General features: G+C 54.2%; 16 protein-coding genes and 4 pseudogenes. 5 read left to right on the forward strand and 15 right to left on the reverse strand.

All coding sequences use genetic code 11. The features are described from left to right. Positions 1–2084 precede the first annotated feature (2084 nt). From N8E88_RS09075 to N8E88_RS09100, 6 genes and pseudogenes are all read right to left on the reverse strand, one after another. Positions 2085–2273, reverse strand: coding sequence for a hypothetical protein (locus tag N8E88_RS09075; protein ID WP_262292232.1), 189 nt, complete (start codon positions 2271–2273; stop codon positions 2085–2087). 102 nt (positions 2274–2375) lie between these two features. Next, entirely contained in the window at positions 2376–3320 is a 945-nt protein-coding gene (locus tag N8E88_RS09080) for a DUF3618 domain-containing protein (RefSeq protein ID WP_262292233.1), read from the reverse strand. Continuing rightward, a complete protein-coding gene (locus N8E88_RS09085) occupies positions 3317–3736 on the reverse strand; it encodes a phage holin family protein (protein WP_262292234.1) in 420 nt (139 codons plus the stop codon). Before N8E88_RS09085 ends, N8E88_RS09080 begins: the two co-directional genes overlap by 4 nt. Next, positions 3733–4302 (reverse strand): nutrient deprivation-induced protein, encoded by a 570-nt coding sequence (locus N8E88_RS09090; RefSeq protein ID WP_262292235.1) that lies wholly within the window; start codon positions 4300–4302, stop codon positions 3733–3735. The genes N8E88_RS09085 and N8E88_RS09090 overlap by 4 nt, the downstream gene beginning before the upstream one ends. 621 nt (positions 4303–4923) lie before the next feature. Beyond that, on the reverse strand, positions 4924–5901 hold the full coding sequence (locus N8E88_RS09095) for a sensor histidine kinase (RefSeq protein WP_262292236.1): 978 nt from the start codon (positions 5899–5901) through the stop codon (positions 4924–4926). Between the two features lie 494 nt (positions 5902–6395). Next, positions 6396–6584: pseudogene (locus N8E88_RS09100) on the reverse strand (DUF4142 domain-containing protein); the annotation flags it as partial. A 61-nt stretch (positions 6585–6645) separates the two neighbouring features. Here N8E88_RS09100 and N8E88_RS09105 point away from each other — a divergent pair. From N8E88_RS09105 to N8E88_RS09120, 3 genes and pseudogenes are all read left to right on the forward strand, one after another. Next, the gene (locus tag N8E88_RS09105) at positions 6646–6981 is read left to right on the forward strand and encodes a hypothetical protein (RefSeq protein ID WP_262292237.1); all 336 of its coding nucleotides are present in this window, start codon (positions 6646–6648) and stop codon (positions 6979–6981) included. Between the two features lie 850 nt (positions 6982–7831). Further along, a pseudogene (locus N8E88_RS09115) lies at positions 7832–8179 on the forward strand (SDR family NAD(P)-dependent oxidoreductase); the annotation flags it as partial. A 75-nt stretch (positions 8180–8254) separates the two neighbouring features. Next, the gene (locus N8E88_RS09120) at positions 8255–9172 is read left to right on the forward strand and encodes a DUF72 domain-containing protein (protein WP_262292238.1); all 918 of its coding nucleotides are present in this window, start codon (positions 8255–8257) and stop codon (positions 9170–9172) included. 336 nt (positions 9173–9508) lie between these two features. On the opposite strand, the pseudogene N8E88_RS09125 reads toward N8E88_RS09120, so the two are convergent. From N8E88_RS09125 to N8E88_RS09145, 5 genes and pseudogenes are all read right to left on the reverse strand, one after another. Further along, a pseudogene (locus tag N8E88_RS09125) lies at positions 9509–9959 on the reverse strand (RES family NAD+ phosphorylase); the annotation flags it as partial. Position 9960: 1 nt separating this feature from the next. After that, positions 9961–10215 (reverse strand): annotated as a pseudogene (locus N8E88_RS09130) (XRE family transcriptional regulator); the annotation flags it as partial. Between the two features lie 1058 nt (positions 10216–11273). Next, a complete protein-coding gene (locus N8E88_RS09135; RefSeq protein WP_262292239.1) occupies positions 11274–13385 on the reverse strand; it encodes a catalase in 2112 nt (703 codons plus the stop codon). A 48-nt stretch (positions 13386–13433) separates the two neighbouring features. Further along, positions 13434–13928, reverse strand: a complete 495-nt coding sequence (locus N8E88_RS09140) for a YciE/YciF ferroxidase family protein (protein ID WP_262292240.1) — start codon at positions 13926–13928, stop codon at positions 13434–13436. A 175-nt stretch (positions 13929–14103) separates the two neighbouring features. After that, entirely contained in the window at positions 14104–14346 is a 243-nt protein-coding gene (locus N8E88_RS09145) for a DUF982 domain-containing protein (RefSeq protein WP_262292241.1), read from the reverse strand. A gap of 263 nt (positions 14347–14609) precedes the next feature. Between N8E88_RS09145 and N8E88_RS09150 the strand changes: the two genes are divergently transcribed. Together N8E88_RS09150 and N8E88_RS09155 are read left to right on the forward strand one after the other, a co-directional pair. Then, on the forward strand, positions 14610–15971 hold the full coding sequence (locus tag N8E88_RS09150; protein ID WP_262292392.1) for a cytochrome B6: 1362 nt from the start codon (positions 14610–14612) through the stop codon (positions 15969–15971). A gap of 29 nt (positions 15972–16000) precedes the next feature. Further along, positions 16001–16603: a DUF4142 domain-containing protein gene (locus tag N8E88_RS09155; RefSeq protein ID WP_262292242.1), complete on the forward strand. Its 603-nt coding sequence runs from the start codon at positions 16001–16003 to the stop codon at positions 16601–16603. 111 nt (positions 16604–16714) lie between these two features. Here the strand turns inward: N8E88_RS09155 and N8E88_RS09160 are convergent, their stop codons facing one another. The 4 genes from N8E88_RS09160 to glf all read right to left on the reverse strand — a co-directional run bounded on the left by N8E88_RS09160 (position 16715) and on the right by glf (position 21638). Continuing rightward, positions 16715–17278: a cysteine hydrolase family protein gene (locus N8E88_RS09160; protein WP_262292243.1), complete on the reverse strand. Its 564-nt coding sequence runs from the start codon at positions 17276–17278 to the stop codon at positions 16715–16717. 112 nt (positions 17279–17390) lie between these two features. Further along, entirely contained in the window at positions 17391–17885 is a 495-nt protein-coding gene (locus tag N8E88_RS09165) for a YciE/YciF ferroxidase family protein (RefSeq protein WP_262292244.1), read from the reverse strand. A gap of 185 nt (positions 17886–18070) precedes the next feature. Then, positions 18071–19051: a glycoside hydrolase family 1 protein gene (locus tag N8E88_RS09170; RefSeq protein WP_410010577.1), complete on the reverse strand. Its 981-nt coding sequence runs from the start codon at positions 19049–19051 to the stop codon at positions 18071–18073. A 244-nt stretch (positions 19052–19295) separates the two neighbouring features. Further along, positions 19296–21638: a UDP-galactopyranose mutase gene (glf, locus tag N8E88_RS09175; RefSeq protein WP_410010578.1), complete on the reverse strand. Its 2343-nt coding sequence runs from the start codon at positions 21636–21638 to the stop codon at positions 19296–19298. Between the last annotated feature and the right edge of the window lie 629 nt (positions 21639–22267).

Consider the following 22267-nt stretch of genomic DNA (forward strand, 5'->3'; position numbering starts at 1 on the left):
ACAAACCTGGCAACAGAGGCTCGAAGGTTTCATAGGCCTTCGAGCCTCACCTACGCTGACTTCTTACGAGCAGACCAGTTGCGCTCGATCGGAGTGAAGGGGGACGTTGCTTCGATAGGGGCTCCGACAACAGCTGCTGTGCACTCTAAGAGCCCAACCTCTCGTCCGATTTGCTTATGTCTCCCTTAGCCGCCATTGCCGTCATCGCGACCATCTGTGTATTTTTATAGTGCGGCGCCGGATGCGATGATGCGCGGTTTCCGGGTCCGTGCCGCCATAGGTCTTGTCCGGATTTTTCCCCGTCCGCAATTTTGCTAAAATCTCTCTCCCAACGGGTGGAGGGTAATTCCATGAGCAACGACGAGGGGAAGAAAGATGAGAAGAACAAGGCGGCTGAACCACAAAAGCCTACGGGGCTGGTGGAGGCATCTAAAGAAGATCGCGGCCCATGGCTCGGTCTGGCGCAACTTACGCGGAACTCGGGGAATATCCTCCCTGGTGATCGATTAGGCGGGGTCGGGGGAAAAGCTAGATCCCGCCGCTAGAACTTTCATCCGAGTTTCATTCTGCCCGGGAGCAGAGCGCCAACACAATCCCAAGGGCGAGCACGATCACAGCAACGGCTATGAGAATTGGATGCGCCATCATGGGAAAATGATATCCGTAGGCCGATCGGAAGTCCACGCGATGATCGCGGGAGTTTTCTAAGGGGTGTGGTAGGCAACATACGCAATACCCACAATGAACAGTGCAAGTCCCACCCACGGTGTGGCTGAAAGGATTTTGTCGAACATCAGGCGCGTGCTCCCCAGATGATCGCGAGGCCGCATGGGCCTCTCCAAAAGGGAAAGGGAAAGAGAGGCGTTTGCGTCTCCACCTCTCTGCTCAATTAGGCTGACCGCTTAATCGGGGGGATATGTTGGTCAAGGTTGAGGGTGCCTTGCGGTCAGTACTGAGAGTATATACCTGCTCCGGGGTGCCGTATGTGTGACAAAATCGTCATTCGCAAAATGGGCGTAAGGCGCTTTTCGCTATGACCGGAGGAGGTGCCACCCGAGCCAATACCAGAGGCCATTTTGCAGGTAGAGCCCCAATTCGTGGTCAAATTGCCCTTCAAGCATTAACCGGGTCATGATAGGCACCTGCTCCGATCAACCACGGAGCAGAATACAATGCTGCAGCGCTAACGTATGTGACCACTGTTACTCGAAGGGCTTATTTGGCTTTCCGCTGATAGCGGCCTGTGCTGGTTTTGCATCATAGATCGGCAGCCGCCCGCCAGAGATCATCGACCTGTTCTGGCGCCATGCCGTACATTCCGGCAAAAGAACTCACCAACGGATTATTCCGATCGAAGGAGTTGGCGCCGGTCAATTTCATCTTTGCGTCGAAACGCTGATCGGCTGGCAACTGATCGATGAAGCCGAGGAACGCGGATGGCAGCGTTCTGTCTGGACATAGGCCAAAGCCTCTTGCTCCGTAATCAGGCCCATGATCGCCAATTGCTGGAAGAACCGCCGATCGCTGTTTGTTGTTGGAGCGGGGCCAACCTCGACGGGATTAACGTCGTCGCTGTCACTCTCGTTTTGACTCGTAGGTCCCGTGAACCCGGTAGAGGGTCTCCTTGCCGTTCTGATAAAGATAATGCGCTCTTGCGCCAAGTGGCTTTCATGGTCCGGGTTCAATACGCCGCGGCAGGTCGGTGTCCGGCTGTGCATGTCGTCTGTCGGATACCAGGCAGGCCACTTGGACTTTCGGCCGACGATCGCCTTTCCTGACCAGGAATGACCGCTCGCCCCGCCGCGATACCATAGCAACACGCCTTGCGAAGTTGGACGAGGGCTGTTGGCATTTGGCCCAGCTACTCATGTGTTCCGGCAGCTTCGGTCGAAACGGACATCCGGCATGGAATAAGGATCACGGTCACAACAAAATTCGTCTCAAACAACATGACCTGATTTGGTCGTCAGGCCAACGTTTTCGTAACGAAAACCCGATCGATCAGATCGAAGGAAGACGGGGCGTTGCTAGAACCATAAACCGCCGTCCGACGCAAAATGCACGTCGGACATCGGACTTGCATTTCAAAGGCCCTGCTTTTTTCCCGCGCTTTTGCCGTCGGAGCTTTTCGAACGTTCCTCAAAACGATCTGCGCCTTTGGCAAGGTCCGAACCTTTTTGTGACTCGACCTTCTTCTCATCCGCTGCTGCGCTCTTTCTCAATCCGCGCGCGGATTGCTTGCCTTTTTCTGTTGGAGCTTGTTCGATACCCATCGGATTTCCTCCTGGCTTACTTCGCTGAGCTCAACGGTTGGACCGTGCCTTCGTTCCGCCACCTCTCGTCAGCCGCGGGCGTTTTTTGCGGCGTGCCTGCCGTTATGCTGACGTCTCATCCTTTATTCGTCCGCTTGCTGCTTCATAAGCGTCATCGACCACCGCCGCAGCGTGATCATAAATGTCTGCCGCAGCCTCCTTGCCCTTGTCGAGGATCTCTCCCGTCTTGTCCGAGATACTGTCCTTGACCCCTTCCGCGGCCTCTCCCGCGACAGAATCCTCAACTTGTGTCGGGGGGAGAGCCGCTCCGATCGCTGCTCCAACGGCGAACGCGAGAGCGCCACCTACCAAGGGCTGGTCTCTGAAATGCGTCAGGATTGACTCATTCAACCTTGTCGTTTGATCCCGGAACACACGACCGGCGGAAGTAGATGTAACCTTTTCGGATAGATCATGCACCGTGTCACTCACGTGCTGCCACGTGTCGGAAACCCAACCGGACGCATCGTCCAGCATTGTGCCAGCTTCATCCATGATGCTTGTAACCCGATTTCCAGCGGCATCTGCAAAACCTCGGTAGCTCTTGCCGGTTTCATCGATGAAATAACCGGCGCGTTTGCCTGCTGTATCGGTCAGGGCCTTGAAACGGCTGCCGGCCGCATCGGCAAAATGGCTGTAGAACATGCCGCCTTCTTCTTGGATCGGTCCGGTGCGACGGATTTCGCCGCTGATGGTTGCCAGAGGATACTGATCCAAGTCCCTGGCCTTGTCGACGTGGTTCGACGGTTTGCCTTGTCCAGCCATTAGCCAAGCCAAGCTGACTCCCATCAGGGCCATGGGGACCGGGTTTGCCTTCACAGCGCTACCCAAGTTGGCAGCGTATTCCCCACCGCCGCTGCTTTTTAGGTAGTCAAGCACTTCATCGATCAATTGGCCCGGAGATATCTTCGCCTGGATGGCGTCAATTCGCTCTTCAATGCGCCGACGATCGCTTTCGATATCTCGCTGGATCTCGGCGGCATTGGGTTTATCGGCAGTCAGGGTCATGACATTTTCTCCTTGATGACGTTAGCGTCGTTGCCGAGGGAAGTGGTGGTACGCTCCATTTTCCAGTTACTGCCACGCAGAGCCGAGATGCCTTTTGACACCAACACCCATGCAATGAGTCCCACGGCTGCAGCGACGATAAGCGCCGAGAGCGCGTTGGCACTCGGCTCAGTGAAACCTTGCGAGACGAGAATGGCGGTCAGTCCGGTCACGAGAGCACTCAGCAAAACGCCCAGTGCGCCGATAGCAAATACCAGTCCAATGACCAGCACCTCTATCCCACCCAGTGCCCTTGTGAAACTTTCGGACGCCTCCGTCTTGGCAAGATCAAATTCCTTGCGAACCAGCCCGGTAACATCTGCCACCAGCCCCCGGACCAGCTCAGGCAATGGCCTGCTCTCATTGATGTCGCTCATTGACGTTGCTCCTTCATCGATCGCTGCGTGTTGGTGGGATTCATCGCCGCCGCGTCAGTCGGTTGTACCGTCGGTTGTCTGTGCGCAGAGGCCGTCAAAAAGCGGCTTGCTGCAAGTCCGGCCAGTGCCGCGACCCCGAGAAAGGTCAACGGTTGCCGACGACCGAAATCCTCCGCCATATTTGCAATTTCTCTGAATTCACGGTCCTCAATGTCCTTCGCATAGGATTTTACCGTCGAGCCGAGTTCCCTGGCATACTTGCCTACCTGTGCGTCTTCTCCGGAATGCATCTCTGCGCCGACCTTTTCCAAGGCTGTCCCGATCGAGGCAGCATAGCGGGCCGCGATATTCTTTTGCTTGGATGCGACTTCTTCGACTTTGCCGGAGGCCTCCTGCAGCTGCTCCTTGGCCTTGCCTTTTACGGTGCCAAGATCGTCGGTGGCCTTGCGCTTCAGATCACCAAATGATGGCTTAGTCTCTATAGTCCCGGAAATAGCATCCGGCTGATCGCCATGAGCAGATGCACCAGATCGAGATCTCGTCTCTTTTTGAGAATGGTCTTGCATTGTTCCCTCCAGTCGTCGCGGTTGGTACGCGCTGTTGAATTGCGTCACGAACTTTGGACGGAGGTAAAAGTTCCCGGTCGTTGTTTGGATTTTAAAATTATGGCGAGTGTCATGGCCGTTTCGAATGATCGTCATCGCAGCACGGTTTTCGGGATCGGCGGATGAGGCTGTGCGAGACCTGCTGTCCGAACAAAGAATGGGCGACGGTGTAGTCCGATGCGAATTCTGCCGGCCTCGGCCAAGACGAGCTTATTCGGCAGGCAGAGCGCTTGCTCGTCCAAATAGACGAAACCGGGGTGCGAGGGGATTTGCCTCATGATGCCGGGGAAGGATGGAACGCGCTAAGGGCTCAAAACGGCGAGCTCCTCGGGGACGGATTTCTCGACTGCTCCTGATCAACTGGAGGGGCCGGTTGCCCCAACAACCCACTCCTTGAGGGGCAGGAAGACGACGCCACCATTGTGGCGCTCCAGGGCGAAGGCATTGTCAAGCCTTAGACGGGCAGGCCGCAGTTGTCGTGCATCCTCTATGCCGGGAATGCGCTATCTACCGATATTCGCACTATTACGATCTGCTCCCTTATTGCAGCATTCGCTCGTGACTGACGCGAAGATACGACACCTACGGGTCGGCCTGGAATCCTTCAAGCTGCGCCAATACCGTACATCTTAACCCCTCAAAGGCATACTCCAAATCGACCTGGTTCGGCGTGCCCGCGATGCCGCTTTTTACCAGCCTGGTGCCCAGACCCTCGACGGTGGGTTTCACAACTGGCGGACCGTTCTTCTCTTTCCAGTTAAGTTTGAATGCTGGTTCCTTGTTCATTTCCGCGATCCCCCATTCAATGGATACCTGGCCTTCCGCGGTGGAGAGAGCGCCATACTTGAAGGCATTGGTTGTAAGTTCATGCAGCAGCATGGCCAAGGACAACGCCGATTGGGGACCCACCTGTATCTCCGGCCCGTCGAGACTGAACTGACTGCTGCGCCCGTCCTGATCGAGATTGACAGCCCTTTCGACCAAGGTACGAACTGCGATCCGTTCGCCATATCCAGTCAATAACAAGTCGTGCGCTCGTCCCAGAACACCAAGACGCTGGCTGATCGAAAGGCGGGCGGCCTCGATGTTATCCGCTCGGCGTAGAGACTGATTGACGATGCCCTGGACCATTGCCAGCTGGTTCTTCAACCGATGGCTCAGTTCCTGGCTCAACATCGACTGCAGCTCCTCTGCCCGCTTTTGCTGCGTTCGGTCTCGAACGATCTTGAGAAAGCCTTCTGCAGCACCATCATCGTGAAGTCGCAGCATTTCACCGCTTGCCCAAAACCTGGAGCCATCCTTGCGCACATGCCAACGCTCATCAGTCGCCCGGCCGTTTTGCAGCGCGTTTGCCAATTCTTTGCCGGGGACATTGTGCGCACGGTCGTCGCTTGTGAAGATGATATCGGCAGGCAGTCCCAACACCTCATCCTCGGCCCAGCCAAAGATCATCTCAGCGCCGGTGCTCCAGGAGGTGACATTGCCGGAAAGATCAGCAGTGATAATGGCGTAGTCGATCGCGCTCTCGAGAACCATTTCCGCGATACGTCTGTTCGCCATTAGGCATCCTTAACGACTTGAGAGTTCCCGAGGAACCTAAATGTGGAACAAAAAAACTTCAACGTAAATGATGTGGTCCGGACTAGGTTACATATGCGAAATAGGGGCAATTCCGTTTGTCGAGTCAGGCGCTGAGCGTCACCCTGTTTTACCCCCAATATTTTAGTTTTCGGCCTCCCGGTCGATATCGGTTAGTTTCCGAGATCACGTCTGCGGCTGTTCATTTCATTTATGGAACATAATGGGTCGGAGGCCAAGATGTCAGGCAAAGACAAACCGCGTTCTTCCAATAGTTCCAACGAAATCCCAGGGGCGAACAGAGGCCTGTCACTGATCCTTGGAGACAAATTTGTTAAAGCGGCTTATTTTTCCATCGGCAGACTTGTCCTGATAGAGAAAAGCCCGCTTACGTTCGTCAAAAACCTGGAAAAAGTCTTCTTCTCAAGCCCTTCTTCCGGTTCACCGCAATCAATACGCAGGATACCGCCTTCTCCGCTTTCCGCGACTTTGGACATGGAGGTCGGAAGCGCGGCCTTGACCTTGCCACCCTCAACCAGCTGTTTCATTTCATCCGTGGTCTTTTGATGATCAGCGACCATCTGCTGCGCAAAGGTTTTCGTCGGGGCGTCGGCGCGCTCCACAGCGAGCTTGCTCGACTCGATCTCGAACATGTCACTCATGGCAGTCCGAGTGGAACTATCGAGGGTCCAGCATGTTCACCTTCAATACAAAGGGATGAACGCGATGAACAAAAATTCACAACATCCGGTCCGGGAAACAGCCAACGAGGCGCGTCAGGGTCTTCTCGGCAAACCGATACTGATGGTGTTGATCGGTGGTCTATTTTTAGCCGCGATAGCCTGGGGCGTTGCCGAAATTTATGGTGAGAGCACCGATGATAGTGCCTCACAAACAAATCACGAAAATAACCCGGGTAGTCAAAATGCCCAGCCTAACGATGTTACAAGTCCTTCCCCAGACCTGCCGAATGCGAATCCTCCACTAGATAAGGATCCCACGCCCCAAACAGGGACTGGCGGCGATAGCCAGACAAAAAATCCGGCAGGCACGGTGCAATAAGGAAGGGAAACTATAACGCGGAGCATCAACCAATGATAATGTCCGATACTTCCCTTTGCTCGGCATAATCTTTCGCTGAATACCTGAAACCGTGTTCTCCTGCTGCGGCGCAGTTAGGGCAATTTCACTCGTAAAATTATCGACATCCGCAAAAAAGCAAATGTTTCGCCGTGAAAGCAGGCGCGATGGTGGCGAAAATTTCGATTTCGCCGGCAGAGCTTCGTTCTCTTAGCTTAAGTGTGAGCCAGTCGTGTGATACTTCCAAGCAGACTGTGATCGTCGACAAAAGCGACGTTCCTGATCCCTGTGCCTATCCGCCCCGTCCAATTTTCTCAATAGATCTTCGAACATGCGATCCGATGCGATCGGAAGCTTGTATCGCGATCGTAGCGCTTCTCTAAACTCGCGCATACTCACCTGTTCCTTAACATTATGGAGCCGCTTCATTTTGTTCAACTCATCATCATCGTCTGTCATCAGAACGGACCCAAGAGAATTCCACCACCAACTTCGAGGCCGCCGAATCGTTCCCCATGCGCAACAAATCATCGCGGTACGGGCCATGGAATAGCCAAAGCGCCGGCGGCAAAATTCAGCGACGGGTCTTCAGCAAAAATGCATGCCGTCTGAAACCATTCTGGATTGGAAAACGTTCTGGCTCTGGCTTTAATAGTAGGGGTTCCGTGCAGTGTCCGATACCAACCGCCGATCAGCGAAACTACACGGTGATTGTCCAGCTGCATCCTCACAAAGAGGATACCTGGACCGGAAGGAGCTCGCCGCAAGCGCGTTCGAGCGCACGCGCATGCCGATGCTGGTGGCGGATGCCCAGCAGCCGGATTTTCCCATTTATCAGGCGGTTTATAACGGTACCAAAGCCTTTCTCAACAGTTTTTCCTTCGCACTGTGTGAAGAACTTGAGGACACAGGTGTAACGGTAAGCTGCTTGATGCCGGGTGCGACGGAAACCCGCTTCTTCGAGCGCGCGCATATGCTCGACACGGCAATAGGTCAGTCCAAGAAGGATGATCCTGCAGATGTGGCACGGGCCGGATTCGATGCCATGATGGACAACGAGGGCGACGTCGTCAGTGGCTGGAAGAACAAACTCCAGTCGGCAATTGCGAACATCACGCCGTCGGGAATGCTTGCCGGGCAGCATGCCAAAACAGCAGCGCCAGGAACGGCGAAGGAATAGCCGATGCCAGTCGCTACGACACCTATCTGCATAGCCGGCGCTTAGTTGACAGACCGAGCGATGGGTTGGACTGCTGTGAAAGACCGTTCCCCCGAAGAGATCCAACAAAGACGCGAGCGCCGGGCCGAGCGCCGGCAAAGGCAACGGCTGGCAAATCTACAACGCGCGGCAAAGATGCATAAGGTTCGTATTTCGGCGGGACAGGTGCCGAGACTTGCGGCTCCGGCCAGCCATTCTGCGGACGGCATCCGCGTCGGATGCTCCGGCTGGTATTATTGGCATTGGAAAGACAGATTTTATCCAGTTGATGTCCCCTCCAATCAATGGTTCTCGATTTACCAGCAGAATTTCAAAACTGTGGAACTCAATGCACCTTTTTATGCCTGGCCCACGATTGCGACGGTCAAGACCTGGCTGCGCCAGGCGGACGCCAACTTCATCTACACGATCAAAGTATGCGAACTGATCACTCATATTAAGCGTTTTGACGATACCGAAACCTTGATACGTGATTTCGGCTATATCGCAGACTTACTTGGGGAACGAATGGGCTGTTTTCTGTTTCAGCTACCTCCAAGTATTCGATACGACCCAACGCTTCTTAAAACTATCTTGCAGCAACTGGATCCACGTCACCGCAACGTCGTTGAATTTCGTCACAAAAGTTGGTGGAACAAGGATGTCTATAGGGCTTTTCGCGCTTCCGGAGCGATCTTCTGTTCCTGCAGCGGACCGCGACTTCCTGATGAACTGGTCAAAACCGCCGACGACATCTACGTCCGGTTCCACGGAACCAAGAATTGGTACCGTCATGACTACAGCGACAACGAACTCATGATTTGGGCCAGGCGAATTCGGCAGTGCCGCGCCAAAAAGGTTTGGGTATATTTCAACAATGATCGTGACGGACATTCGATCAAAAACGCGAAAGCGCTGATAGAACTCCTGAACGATAAGAAGGCTGGTAGTGGGCCCGCGCAGAGATTGCCATGAAAAATGGCGGAAACGGTTGATTGCAGCGATGATTACAGGTGGCGTTGCTGGTGGTTAACCGAGATGTTCATGAACGTAATACTGGCATGCTTTTGAACATTATTTTTGGGGGGCCGTTGCGGTGTGTCGCTCGCTTTTTCATCTGAAAAAATTAAAACAATCGCGCCGCACAAAAGTTCAAAGGCTTCTATCGCATTGCAGCATTGTCGATTGATCCGCCGTCCAATATCCCAGTCGAGAATGGGCGTTTAATATAATAAACCCGAACGCGGACACGACTACAGTATCAAACATCCCTAACAGCCGCATGCCACGCCGGAATGCCCTGCTAGAAATTCAGCGCCAGGATAGTTGATCCTTCGGCAGTCGGCCGCTCGGATCGAACACGGTGACCCTGTGCGGCAGATCAGCTCCCCACTGCCAAAGCACCAAATTCATATCATCCCTTTCAGCACCGGGCGCGAAACCCGGCACGAGTATGCCGGCCATCCCGTGAGCGCTGAGCCGATCATATACGGACCACGATGCGGGACGGTCGCCGTTGGCAAGGGCTATCGCCCATCCAATCTATCTCATCAAAGTCGACCGAATGCTCTGCCCTTCCCTGCTCCGTCGTCAGGTCCGCCACATTCTCGCAGTCTACTTCGTAAAAGCACAGCACGCACGGATCTATCCGGTGTGCAAAGCCCTGATTGGCCTCCTTGACTGCCGTCATGATACTGAGGCCCAGATAGAGCGCAGGCACGCCTTTAGGATTGAAACGCGCTCCCCTTATCGCAGCGCCATCACGCCATGGCCTGCTCCTTGCCGCCGGCCCATTCGCTCACTCGACTAATGATTTCCAGCATTTCACGCAGGCGCCCCTGCGTCTTCGGGGCACCGCTGCGCCCGGCCCGATACAGGGTCTCCGCCGTCTCGGCAAGTTGGGTCTTGGACATGCCGAATCCGTCCGCCAGTCGGCTGATCGTAATTCTTCCAGTCCGATCCATATATGACAGAACCAAGGACTCGTTCTGCATTGGAATTTTCACGGCCCCGGCCATATTGTCCCCTTGCCATATCTGTTCACACATTTTCTGTGCATAATATATGGCGTTGTCGAGCGGACTGCTATCCTTAACCTATCCTGTGTGGAATTCTCCCTCCGGACGTTGAGAAACGATCATTAATCGGTATCTTCTGCATTTGGAAATCGGACAGACAGGGGTCGAGTTCACTCACTTGTCGTAATGGACTGCATCTAATCGCGATCCTTTAGGCCGCTGGTTTTCCAGACCATTCCATAGTTGCGCCACGCGTCCTTAATCCGCTCTTCGATTTCCACGACAGAGCGGTGCGGGAACTTCTGGTGGAGGTCCCTTGCTTCTCTCTTTATATAATCCAAGCTACGTTGGAGGGTTGGGCCTCCGTATATGACCAGATGCTGATCAAGCGAGAGCAGTGGATGAAAATCCACTAGTCGGACCCGCAGGTCGGTTCGATACCGCTAGTCGATCAGCAGTGAGGAAATTCCCCTAGTTCCGCGTAAGTTGCGCCAGACCGAGCCATGGGCCACGGTCCTCTTTAGATGACGCCACCAGCCCCTTGGAGCGCTTGCCCGTAGGTCTTTGTGGTTCAGCCGCCTTGTTCTCCTCATCTTGCTTCCCTTCGTCGTCGCTCATGGAACTACCCTCCGCTGGCAGGGAGATTTTAGCAAACTATCGAACGCGGAGAAATCCGGACAAGGCCTGAGATCGGCCTAGGAAAAAATCGTTCATTCTATCCGGGGCTACTGCTGTTGCTGCGGGTGTCTATAGACACACCTTCGCACCTGCACCACCGCACTGCGGTTTGCCAAGTTACTGCGGTTCCGCACTGCGGCCCGCACTTGCACTACAAAGAAGCACTTCTGCAGGGGAATGCCGACGACCGGAACTCCTAAGCGCCGGCCGCCTTAGGGCGAGTTCGCTCGACTCTAAAGGACTTGACGCCAGCCATGACGAAACCGGTGCCTGATAAAAATATGGCGGCTGATTTCTCAGCCGCCATATCGCTGCAGTCGTGGGACCATTCGACTTCATGTTGATCAAGAAGAAGGGCCCGATAGACGGGGTCCTTTTCCTCATTTCATTTTGACGTTCGGTTCACGCGACCAAATTCGCAAATTTCCGAGAAGCTCGATAAACGAGGCAGCATCCTTTGGCGCGGCAAGCAGGATGACGCCCTCATCGAGACCTTTGGAAATGCCGGCCTTTTCCAATAACGGCAGGGCAGCGGCGGTGTATCCAATGAACTTGCAGTGCGCAAAAGCGTCCGCCACAAAATCCCGCGCCGTCGACTCTTTCAGCAGGTCTATCATGCCGCTTTCCGAGGGTAGAACGGCAACTGCATCATAAAGCACAGAAGGACCACCATCGATCATCTGGTGACCTTCGATGAACGAGCCGTCTGAAGCTTGAGCACCGCCGACTGTCGGGGTGATAATCTCGAAAATCGCTTTTTCTGCGAGCAAGGCCTTTTGAAGTGCCATGACCAGTTTGGCATCAAACCCATCCGTCAACAAAATGCCGAGCTTCCTGCCCTCAAAGCGCTGCGGACCTTTCTTGATTATGCTGAGTGCGGGTGATGGAGGAAGGTCCTGCCTTGTAGGAACAGCGGCGTCAGCCGGCGACGGCAAGACTTTCAGGCCCAGACCTCGCGCAACTTTCGCCGCCAAGGTATCGTCAATGTTCAAAAGGTGCGAAACGACGCGTTCGCGAATAACCGGCGTTTTGACTTTACTGAGCTCGAACGTCAGTGCTGCGGCGATATGCTTTTGTTCCGGCAACGTCTGGGAGATGTAAAACTGGCGGGCCTGACTGTAATGATCTGCAAAGGATTCAGCCCGCAGCCGAACTTTTTGACCAGATTCTGCATCGGCAAATGCCCGGAAGCCCTTATCCGGCGATTCCCTCGGTCCTTCTCCCCAAGAGTTCGGCTGGTAGTTCACCCGGCCGATAGGGTTGCGCATGGCCATATGTCCATCTTGCTGGAAATTGGCGAACGGGCATTTGGGGGCGTTGATGGGTATATGGGTGAAATTCGGCCCTCCGAGGCGTTTCAGCTGCGTGTCGAGATACGAGAAATTGCGGCCCTGAAGTAGTGGATCGTTAGAAAAGTCGATGCCCGGTGGCACGTTCTGTGTCATAAACGCGACCTGTTCCGTCTCGGCGAAGAAATTATCGGGCATGCGGTCCAGGACAAGCCGTCCGACTGCGATCGGCGGCAAGGTTTCTTCGGGGATGATCTTTGTTGCGTCCAGGATGTCGAAATCGAAATTGTCGGCAAATTCTTGATCGAACAATTGGACTTGCAACTCCCATTCGGGAAATGCGCCGGATTTGATCGATTCCCACAGGTCGCGGCGATGGAAATCCGGGTCAGCGCCATTGATCTTGACCGCTTCGTTCCATGCGACTGATTGGAGTCCGAGTTTGGGCTTCCAGTGGAATTTTACAAAAGTGGATTGATCCTGATCATTGACGAAGCGAAACGTGTGAACGCCGAAACCTTCCATGAAGCGAAATGAGCGCGGGATAGCCCGGTCCGACATGATCCACATGATCATGTGCATGCTTTCCGGGGTCAGGCTGATGAAGTCCCAAAAGTTGTCATGCGCCGATTGGGCCTGCGGAAAAGCCCGGTCAGGCTCCTGTTTGACAGCATGGATTATGTCTGGAAACTTTATGGCGTCCTGAATGAAAAACACCGGGATATTATTGCCGACGAGGTCCCAGTTACCCTCCTGAGTGTAGAACTTGACGGCAAATCCTCTGACGTCGCGTGCCAGATCGAACGATCCTTTGTTTCCGGCAACTGTTGAAAAACGCACAAATGCCGGGGTTCGCTGACCAGCTTTTTGAAACAGATCTGCCCTCGTATATTTGGCGAGGGATTCGTACGTCTCAAAAAAGCCGTGGGCCCCGTATCCGCGGGCATGCACAACCCGTTCCGGAATTCTTTCGTGGTCGAAGTGGAATATCTTCTCGCGGAAATGGAAATCTTCAAGAACCGTGGGCCCCCTTTCGCCGATCTTCAAGGAGTTTTGATCATCGGCAACGGGCCCGCCTTGGGCGGTGGTCAACGTCGGGGTGGTGCCTTCAGCGACCTGATGCAGTTCGCCACCATTGCCGCGACGCAATTTCTGATCGTGCATTGTTGCTTCATCAGCAAGTTTTCTTGGTGTTCCAGACATGGGTCTAGTCCTCTTAGGAAGAGTGCATATACGGGTGATCCAAGTGGGTTATCTCTTCTTGTTCTTACCCCCTCCAGCAGCATCGGAGATGCCGTCGAGGTCAGCATCTGTCTGCATTTCTTCCTGCAAGGTGGCATCGAGCAAATCGACGGCGTCAGTTAGCTCCAGGGTCGTTGCCAGCTTCTTGAGTGCTCTGTATTTGACGATCTCGTAATGCTCAACGGCCTGGGCAGCGGCAATCAGACCAAGGTCAAGTGCCGGACTATCCGCATATTCCGCAGTGATCTGTTCGCCCTCCTCGATGATGGCATCGATGGCGGGGCACGTCTTGCCCCTTGCCGGTTTCCCCAAGGCATCGAACACTTGTTCCAAACGTTGAATATGTATCTTGGTCTGTTCGAGATGTTTTTCGAAAGCGCCCTTTAGACTTGCCGCCTTCGCAACCGCCGTCATTTTTGGCAAAGCGGCAACGATCTTGTTCTCACCGTAGTAAATGTCTTTCAGATTATCATAGAAGAAGTCTTCGACAGTTCTGATCTGCATGAGGATGCTCCTTGTCAAAAGTGCAACCCTAACTTGCCGCCGCCGAAGATGTTCCCGGTCTCGTCCTGATTCAACGTGATTTTCAAGTGATGAGCTCTAGGGGCCCTTAAATGCAGGTAAAAATGAACCTGGCACGGGACCGAGCTGCATCGTTCAGCTCGCGGACGGATGTCATCTAGTTCAGCAGTATCATTGCCTCCTGAGCAGCGGCACAAAATGCGGCGCGCGAATGTTCGATCATTGAAGGCAGTTCAAGTGACGCATAACAAATTGCCATGGCATCCTGCAATTCCGGCCCACCGTTGTCGGGCCAGTGGTTGAGCATCCAGAACAAGGCTTCCAGAGGGCCCTCGATGCTGCGGCCAACGCCATCCGATGTGCTGACAGCTACTGGGATTTGCCAAGACAAATTATCCACTTTGTTGACCAATATCGTCGCTGCCCTGTGCCATCCTTTCCTCCTTGTGGGTCGCCACTCCAACCACCCGCGCCTCACTTTGTTCCGTGGAAGATACAACGGCGGCAGAAAGCAATCTTAGCTGCAGAAGAGGTTTTCCCACCTCCAGCGGCAAGTGCCGCAACTGGGGAACCAATCCTGTCCTTGCAAGTTTGGTGCGTTGTTCACGAGCGTTCCGGAGATTGGCCATGTCACCATTAAAATTGCTTGCTCTTGCCTGTGTTATGAGTGCGAGCGCGACAAGCCTTGCTGCGTTTTCGGATCCCCTGCCCCCGGATTTGACCTACCGTCCGCTCCCGACGCAGCCTCTTTCAAGTGTCAGGGCCAATGACGAGGCGCAGAAACCAAAAGTCATGCAACGCCAGCAAAGCCTGCTCAACAAGCGGTATGACCTCGTGAATAAACCCATGCCCGACATCAGCATGTCCGGTGGCCTCAAAAAAGTGCAGGACGGTGTGCGGGTCAAGCTTTCTGACGGGATGACTTGGGATGCTTTGGCAAAATTGAGTCCGGACGAGATCCGCGATAAAAATCTGCTTCCCGAGGGCTTCAGGCCCCTGCCACATGTGAAGCAGGCAACTGGGGGACAGGTCTTCCCGCAAAAGGAAATTGACGAGATCGGCAAACAGGAAAGCCGCGACCTCAAACGCTTTGATGTCGATTTTGATCTTCCCGATCATTTGACACCGGAATTTCCTCCTCCGATTTTTTTGACCACTCATCCTGAACTGGGCGACGTGTCGCGGGGAGAACTTCTGACGATCAAAAATTTCTACGAATATATGAACGGCCTCATTACGCCGGTCCAGATGGAGGGGCTAAGACTTCTCCTGACACCATTTCCCCAAGAGGAATTCAACCAGACAGAAGATCGCAAGGTCGCGCAGCAGAGCATGGGCGTTGCCTGCCTCGACTGTCACTCCAATTTTCACACCAACGGAGCCTTCCACCTCACACCGGATGTCCGGCCGCAAGCCTCACGTTTCCGCCTCGACAGCACCAGCCTGCGCGGCATGTTCAACCAACAAATCCATGGATCGAAACGCTCGCTGCGTTCAATCGAGGATTTCACCGAATTCGAACAGCGTACGGCTTATTTTAATGGCGACCATGTCAGCGCCACCCGCAAAGGGGTCAACCTGCCCGACAGACCCAATCAAGTTGCCATGATGGCACAAATGCAGAATATCATTGATTTTCCACCCGCGCCCAAACTCGATCCGATGGGTAAACTCGACCCCGCGAAAGCGAGCGAGCAGGAATTGGCGGGCGAGCGGGTCTTTATGGGCAAGGGCCGCTGCGGCGAATGCCACCTGCCGCAAACCTCATTCCTTGACAACAATATGCATGATCTTAAGCTCGAGCGGTTTTATAACATCGGTTACACCGCCAATGATCAGGTCGCCATTCCGGACGGTCCGATCAAGACATTTACCTTACGTGGCATCAAGGATTCGCCGCCCTATCTGCACGATGGACGCCTGCTCACCTTGGCCGACACGGTGGAATACTTCAATCTTGTCCTCGGTGTGAAGCTGACCCAGGACGAGAAGGATTCACTGGTGGCTTATATGCTGACGCTCTGATTGCTGCCGATAATATAAGGAGACGTGATATGCGCGATTTTCTGACGATTGTTCTCATGACGATCATTACCACGCCGGCAGTCGCCCAGACGGGCAATCCCGCGGGGTTTGCACCGGACACACGGATCCAGGAACCGGGTGTACCCGCAGCTCATCAAACGAACAATCAGGATCGGCTTTTCGCTCAGCTTGCGGCGGCGGGTGGACTGGCCGAAGTCGATTTCGGAAAGCTTGCCGCAACAAAAGCAGCCGATGCCAGCGTTAGGGAATTCGCTCAGGCTATGGTTCATGATCATTCCGATGCCAACGCCAAATTGAAGGCGTTGGCCGATGCGGCCAAGATACCCTTGCCCGACACGTTGGACGCCGATCATAAGGCACTAAGGCAGAAGCTGGACGCGGCCGAGGGACAAGCATTTGACGTTGCCTACATCCGTTCCCAGATCATCGTTCATCAAAAAACCGCGCAATTGCTGGCATGGGAGATCGGGTCCGGCGAGGACGCGCAATTGCAACAATATTCGGCAGCAACCTTGCCAATAGTGCTGAGTCATCTGCGGTTGGCGCAAAATATCGCGTCCGCGCTCACGGGACAAGCGTCCCGCGAAATCATTGCTGCAAAGCATCATTGACGGTATCAAATGTTTTTCAGCGATCCTTGGCCACGCGGGCCAGATCGTGTGCGTTGCTGTGAAAATCGTATGATGTCGCGGCTGCCCTCCAAAGAGGGAAAGGCTCCTTGCCTATCGCTGTACGACCCAACTGTCCAAGATTTCTTCCGTCGAAGCAGTCGCGACCTGCTGGGATAACCGCTGACTGTAGAAAAGCTGCATCGCGTCATGAGCCGCATCGGACGAGCTGCACACTGCGTCATAAACGACGATCACCCTAAAGCCAAAGTCAACTGCTCCCAGCACGGTTGAAAGCACACAAACGTCGGTTTCGCCGCCTGTTACGAGAACCGTGTGCGTGGCCCGGGTTATTAAAAGCGTCGGTAGGGTGCTTCCAAACCAGGGAAAGGACACCGACTTATCCACGACCGCGGCCGGTGGCGCATATCGCTTTCGCTCGGGGACGATGTCGACCTTTGACGGGTCGACGCGATCGAGCATGAGCCCCTCCCATTTTTGATAGTAGCGCAACCACGCTCCACCAGCTTCGCTAAGATTCCTCGCGGGCAAGTATCGCGTGAAGATGGTTGCACAAGGATCGCGCTCGAGGAGCAAGTGAAATGTTTGGCAGCACCTTGTCGAACCACGGCATTGCCCACGGGCTGTCTCCCCGGAACAAGCCCTGCATATCGACACAGATATGGCTCGCCAGTTTATCGATTGGTCCGAACCTCAGTCCCTCGGTCACGTGTGTCCCGGGTTTTCGAGGAAAAGAACGGAGAGCGCCATTTGCGGCGCTCCTTTTCGATCACGCCGCCATAGCGGCCGAATTGAGCGAGCCTTCGGCCAAGGCGGTCAAAGCCTCGTCCGTTTTTGTCTCTTCCTGCAAGGTGGTGACAAGAAGCTTTTGCGCATCCTTCAATCCGAGTTCGCCTGCCCAGCGTGCCAGGGTGCCATAGCGGGCCATCTCATAATGTTCGACGGCCTGCGCAGCTGAGGCAAGGCCCGCATCCAAGGCTGCCTGCCCTTTGAAATCCTCAAGGATCTCATCGCCTTCGGCAAGGATGCCCTCGATGGCGTCGCAGGTCTTGCCACGCGCTGGCTTGCCCAGAATGTCAAAAACCTGTTGAAGACGCTCCACGTGGACCTCGGTCTCATCGCGGTGCTTTTCAAAAGCGGCCTTCAGTTCCGGTGAGGTCGCGCCCCGGGCCATCTTGGGAAGAGCCTTCAGAATTTTGCGTTCGGCGTAGTATACGTCTTTAAGGGTTTCATGGAATAATGTTGCCAGGGTTTTCTCGGCCATAATGATGTCTCCTCTTGAGCGAGCGGTGATAACAGGTCCACCGGTGGACGCTTCTGTTGATAGATCGGACCCGCTGGCCTGCGAACTACGCCATTTTCTTTTTGTTCCCGCCCACCACAATATTGGTTCGGGCGATCAAAACGGGATAACGTTCATCGCGACCATCGCAATCGCCGCCAATGTCGCTAATAATGGCCGAACAGATGCTTTTGACGTCTCAACTCTTCCGCGAGGGGAACATGCTCCCCGCGGCGACCTTCATCCGGAACTGCTGACAGAAGACCGTTTCGGCACAGGCGATTATCATCCCAGCCAAGGTGTTCAAGGATAGGATAAAGGCAAATACCTTCGAGAGGTACACCAGCGGACATAGCAATGCGGGCTTCTGAGCAGACATAACGCAACCACGCCGGACGCGCTTCGTCCTCGATCCCGGTTTCTGCGATAAACATCGTCTTTCCGTACCGAGTGAATGTATCCATCAACATTGAGCTCAAGGGTCTGTATCGTGGGTCATCCGAGGTGAGAGGATCGCCTTCGAAAACCCACTGATTGTGGCGATAGTAATTCACCCCAATGATGTCGAGAAGGTTTTGCTGTCCGCCAAGTTGGGGCCAAGAGGTCCCACATATCATGTCCCAGGCTTCGAACTGTGCCCGACGGCGGCCTTCGGCAGCATCACGTTCCCATGGCCGAGCGGGGTCCGCTACAACGTTGATGATCGGATCGCAATGGACAAAACGGGCGCGGGGATCAACGTCGAGAATGGCATGCATGGCTGCAATCGACGATCGCACCAGTTGGACCTTCAATTCAAAACTCCGCCCGTGGGCAAAAGGATTTAAATAGCCAACGTCGCCGCCGCCCCACGCCATGAAAGAAATTTCGTTTATCGGAGCGTAAAATGGAATGTCGTCACTTTGCTCTTTGACTGTTCTGGCAACCGCAGCGGCGAAAGAGGCAAACCGGGTAACGAATTCCGGTGTCCAGATGTCGAGGCCACAAGGCCACCCATAGTGCAACAAGTCCCAAATGACCTGGGTTCCAGTCTCTCCGGCGGCTTGCAACATCGGGACGAAACTATCCCAGTGGTAGTTCCCGGTACCACGGTCGATCAAATGCCAGCGAATACCATCGCGAACCGTCGATATGGAATGCTCGCTCAATTGCGAATAATCGGCTGCTGTAGAAATATCGTGTTTCGTTGAGGCGATTATGTCGAGGCGGCGTCCAGAGGCCAATTGATGCGTGGAGCATTCAAACCCGCCTTGAAAAAAAGACTGAAATAGACCTGCGGCCGACATCACGTCCGCTGCTGTATGAGGCTCAGGTATTTGCAAGAAACAATCCCCTCTCCCAAGCGACAATGTGAGCTACTCAGCGCCTGGAGAATACGTTTGAGATGCTTGCTCATGAGCGCGAAGCCAGCTTTTCACCACGCGTCAAGGTACGCAAGCGCCTATAGGCAGCCAAGGCCTGGCCGACAACCTGATCCATATTGTAGTATTTATATGTGCCCAAACGGCCGACGAAAGTGACATTACGACTTGCCTTGGCAAGTTGCTCGTACCGCTTGAAAAGAGCCTGATTTTCCGGACGTGGGATCGGATAGTACGGGTCTCCCTCTGCGCAAGCAAATTCATAGCTCACGCTGGTTTTCGGGTGAACCTGCCCGGTGAGGTGTTTATACTCTGTAATGCGGGTATAGGGAATTTCTTCTGATGGATAGTTTATCACGCCCACAGGTTGGACGCGTCGTCTATCGTGCGTTTCATGTTTAAACTGCAAGCTTCGATAGGGCAGCGCTCCAAACCTATAACCGTAATATTCATCGATTGGCCCGGTAAAAATCGTATGAGCTGCCTCATAGTCCTTGCGCACATCAGAAAAATCTGCTTCCAGCAGGATATGTATATTGTCATGGTCAAGCATATTCTCAAACATGTGAGAATAGCCATTTAGGGGCATGGCCTGGATATTGTCCTGAAAATAGCGATCGTCCGTGTTTGTGCGAGTGGGAATCCGCGCAGTGACGGACTTATCGAGCTCGGAGGGGTCGAGGCCCCATTGCTTGCGTGTGTATCCCTCGAAAAAAGTGCGGTAAAGATCACGACCGACGGCCGCGACAACCACATCTTTTGAAGAAACGATCGCCTCTAAGTTTTCCGCACAACCGGTCAGAAAAGCCGCGGCTTGTACGTCATTTCGAAGGTCGAGCCCATAAAGTCCGTTGAGCGTTGTGCGATTGATTGGGATCGGAAGCAGCGCTCCTGCCACATCAGCAAGGACGCGGTGTTCGTAAGCCCGCCAAGCGGTGAATCTGGATAGATAAGAAAAAATTGCGTCGCTGTTAGTATGAAAGATGTGCGGACCGTATTTGTGGACAAGGATGCCACTAGCATCGTGGAAATCGTAAGCATTGCCACCTACCTGGGGGCGACGATCGCACAGGAGCACGCGTTTACCACCATCGGAGGCCAGTCGCTCCGCCAGCACTGAGCCGGCAAAGCCAGCGCCGACGATGAGATAATCGTATCTCCCCCCGGGACGCCTGCGCCGACAGAGCGGCGAATGGGAATGATCTTGAACAGATTGCGCTCTGCGAACCATGGCAGCGTCGAGATGGCCGTTCATACGGTTGAAGGTTTCATCCCAAGTACAGGACGCGAGGATTTCATCAACGCCTGCCAACCAAGAACCATCCGATTTTTTGAGTGAAAGCGCCCTCTCACAGAGCTCGATAAATTCCTGGCTATCGCCGGCGATGAATACCCCTTTGACTCCGCCATAATGACGAACCACGTCCTTAATTGGCGTCGAAACTACGGGTCGCCCCGAGGCAAGGTACTCAGGCGTTTTCGTTGGACTTATAAAACGCGTCGCGTCGTTCAATGCAAAAGGCATAATCGCCACGTCCCACCCGGCGAGATGGGCGGGAAGGTCCGCATAGGGGACCTGGCCGACGTAGTGGATATTGGGGGCACGCGGCAGATCACTTAGGGAGATTTTCACAACTGGCCCAATCAATGCAATAGACCATTCCGGTCGAGCCGCCGCCGTCGCCGCGATCAACGCCAAATCCAGGCGTTCGTCGATAACTCCATAGTAGCCCAACGTAGGACGGCCGATGGGTGTCGCGCCAACAGGTTCAGAAAGTCCGCTGCGGGCAATGCGAAAGTGCTCGATGTCAACGCCCGAAGGAAAAGGATGGATGTTATCGTGAAGGAGCCGCTTTGCTTCGAACAAACTGTACCCACCTGTGAATACGACATCTGCCCTTCTTATTAATTCAGTTTCCAATGACTCAAGACGCGCCGGCGCGCCTAGAAAATTCGCCAATTCGTCCATGCAGTCATAAATCACGAGTTCAGCGTCGATCCCCCTTGCGAAATCGTACATCATCGGCGTGTAAAACCAGAAGGTTGGATTTCGGCCCCCACTCAAGTCAATCAACTGACGCAGCAGTTCCTCCAACGCATCCCGGGTGCGGGTATCGGAAAATGTATGGGGAATGCGGGGACGGATGCATTTGACACCGGACCCCTTAAACGCGTGGAATTCGAGGTAGGCCGCGTGGTGATCGGTACGAATCATTTCTTCAAAGAAGAATACTCGCCTATTGGTTGCAAACCGCTCCATGAGATGCTGGGGGCGCTGATAGACAAAATCCCATCTGAGGTGAGAAAAACATATAAGTGGGCCGTGCTCGTCGACGTTGTGCTGAAATATGGTGGAGTTGTCGCGTATGTTCATCAGGACTCCTAATGGTAGGTTTGTCCTTCGAACCGCTGGCTACCAACTAGGTTCCTTAAACAGGGCTAAGTGTGCGATACCGCACAATAATTTAGCCCGGACGATTTGGATATAGTGTCGAGCGGCGTTCCATCTGGCCCATGATGAGGCCGACCAGCCGAGCGGACAATGGAAAGCTTGTTCCTGCTTGCGATCCGATCAGTTCAATACCGCTAAAGACGCCACCCGATTGGCGCGCTATCTCGCGGTCCAATGGGCCCGTTTTGGCTCAAAGTCGCGAAGCACAACCTGTTATCGGTGGATACAGGCCACCGACAAGGGTATGTGTTTCCCCGTCGCTGCGAAGCTCGGCAAGGCCCCTTAATGCGTCACGACATTAATCAACGCCTCGATAGCAAATTGGATTGCCCGAAGTGCAAGACAATCTACCTCACTTTCACGCAAGATATAGAGCTGAGCACGCCAATCGTTTGTAGTTCTTGCGGAGAATACATGGGTGCGTGGGGCGAGTTGGAGCAAGATTTTTACGCGCAAGGCGGCGGCAACGGCGTATTCGAAATGCGCGATGGTCAGATCGTTCGGAAAGGTTGACACCCTGCAACTTGATTTTGACGACGATCCTGACGGTC

Origin of the sequence: Phyllobacterium zundukense, from assembly GCF_025452195.1 — a bacterium.
In the GTDB taxonomy this organism is placed as follows: domain Bacteria; phylum Pseudomonadota; class Alphaproteobacteria; order Rhizobiales; family Rhizobiaceae; genus Phyllobacterium; species Phyllobacterium zundukense_A.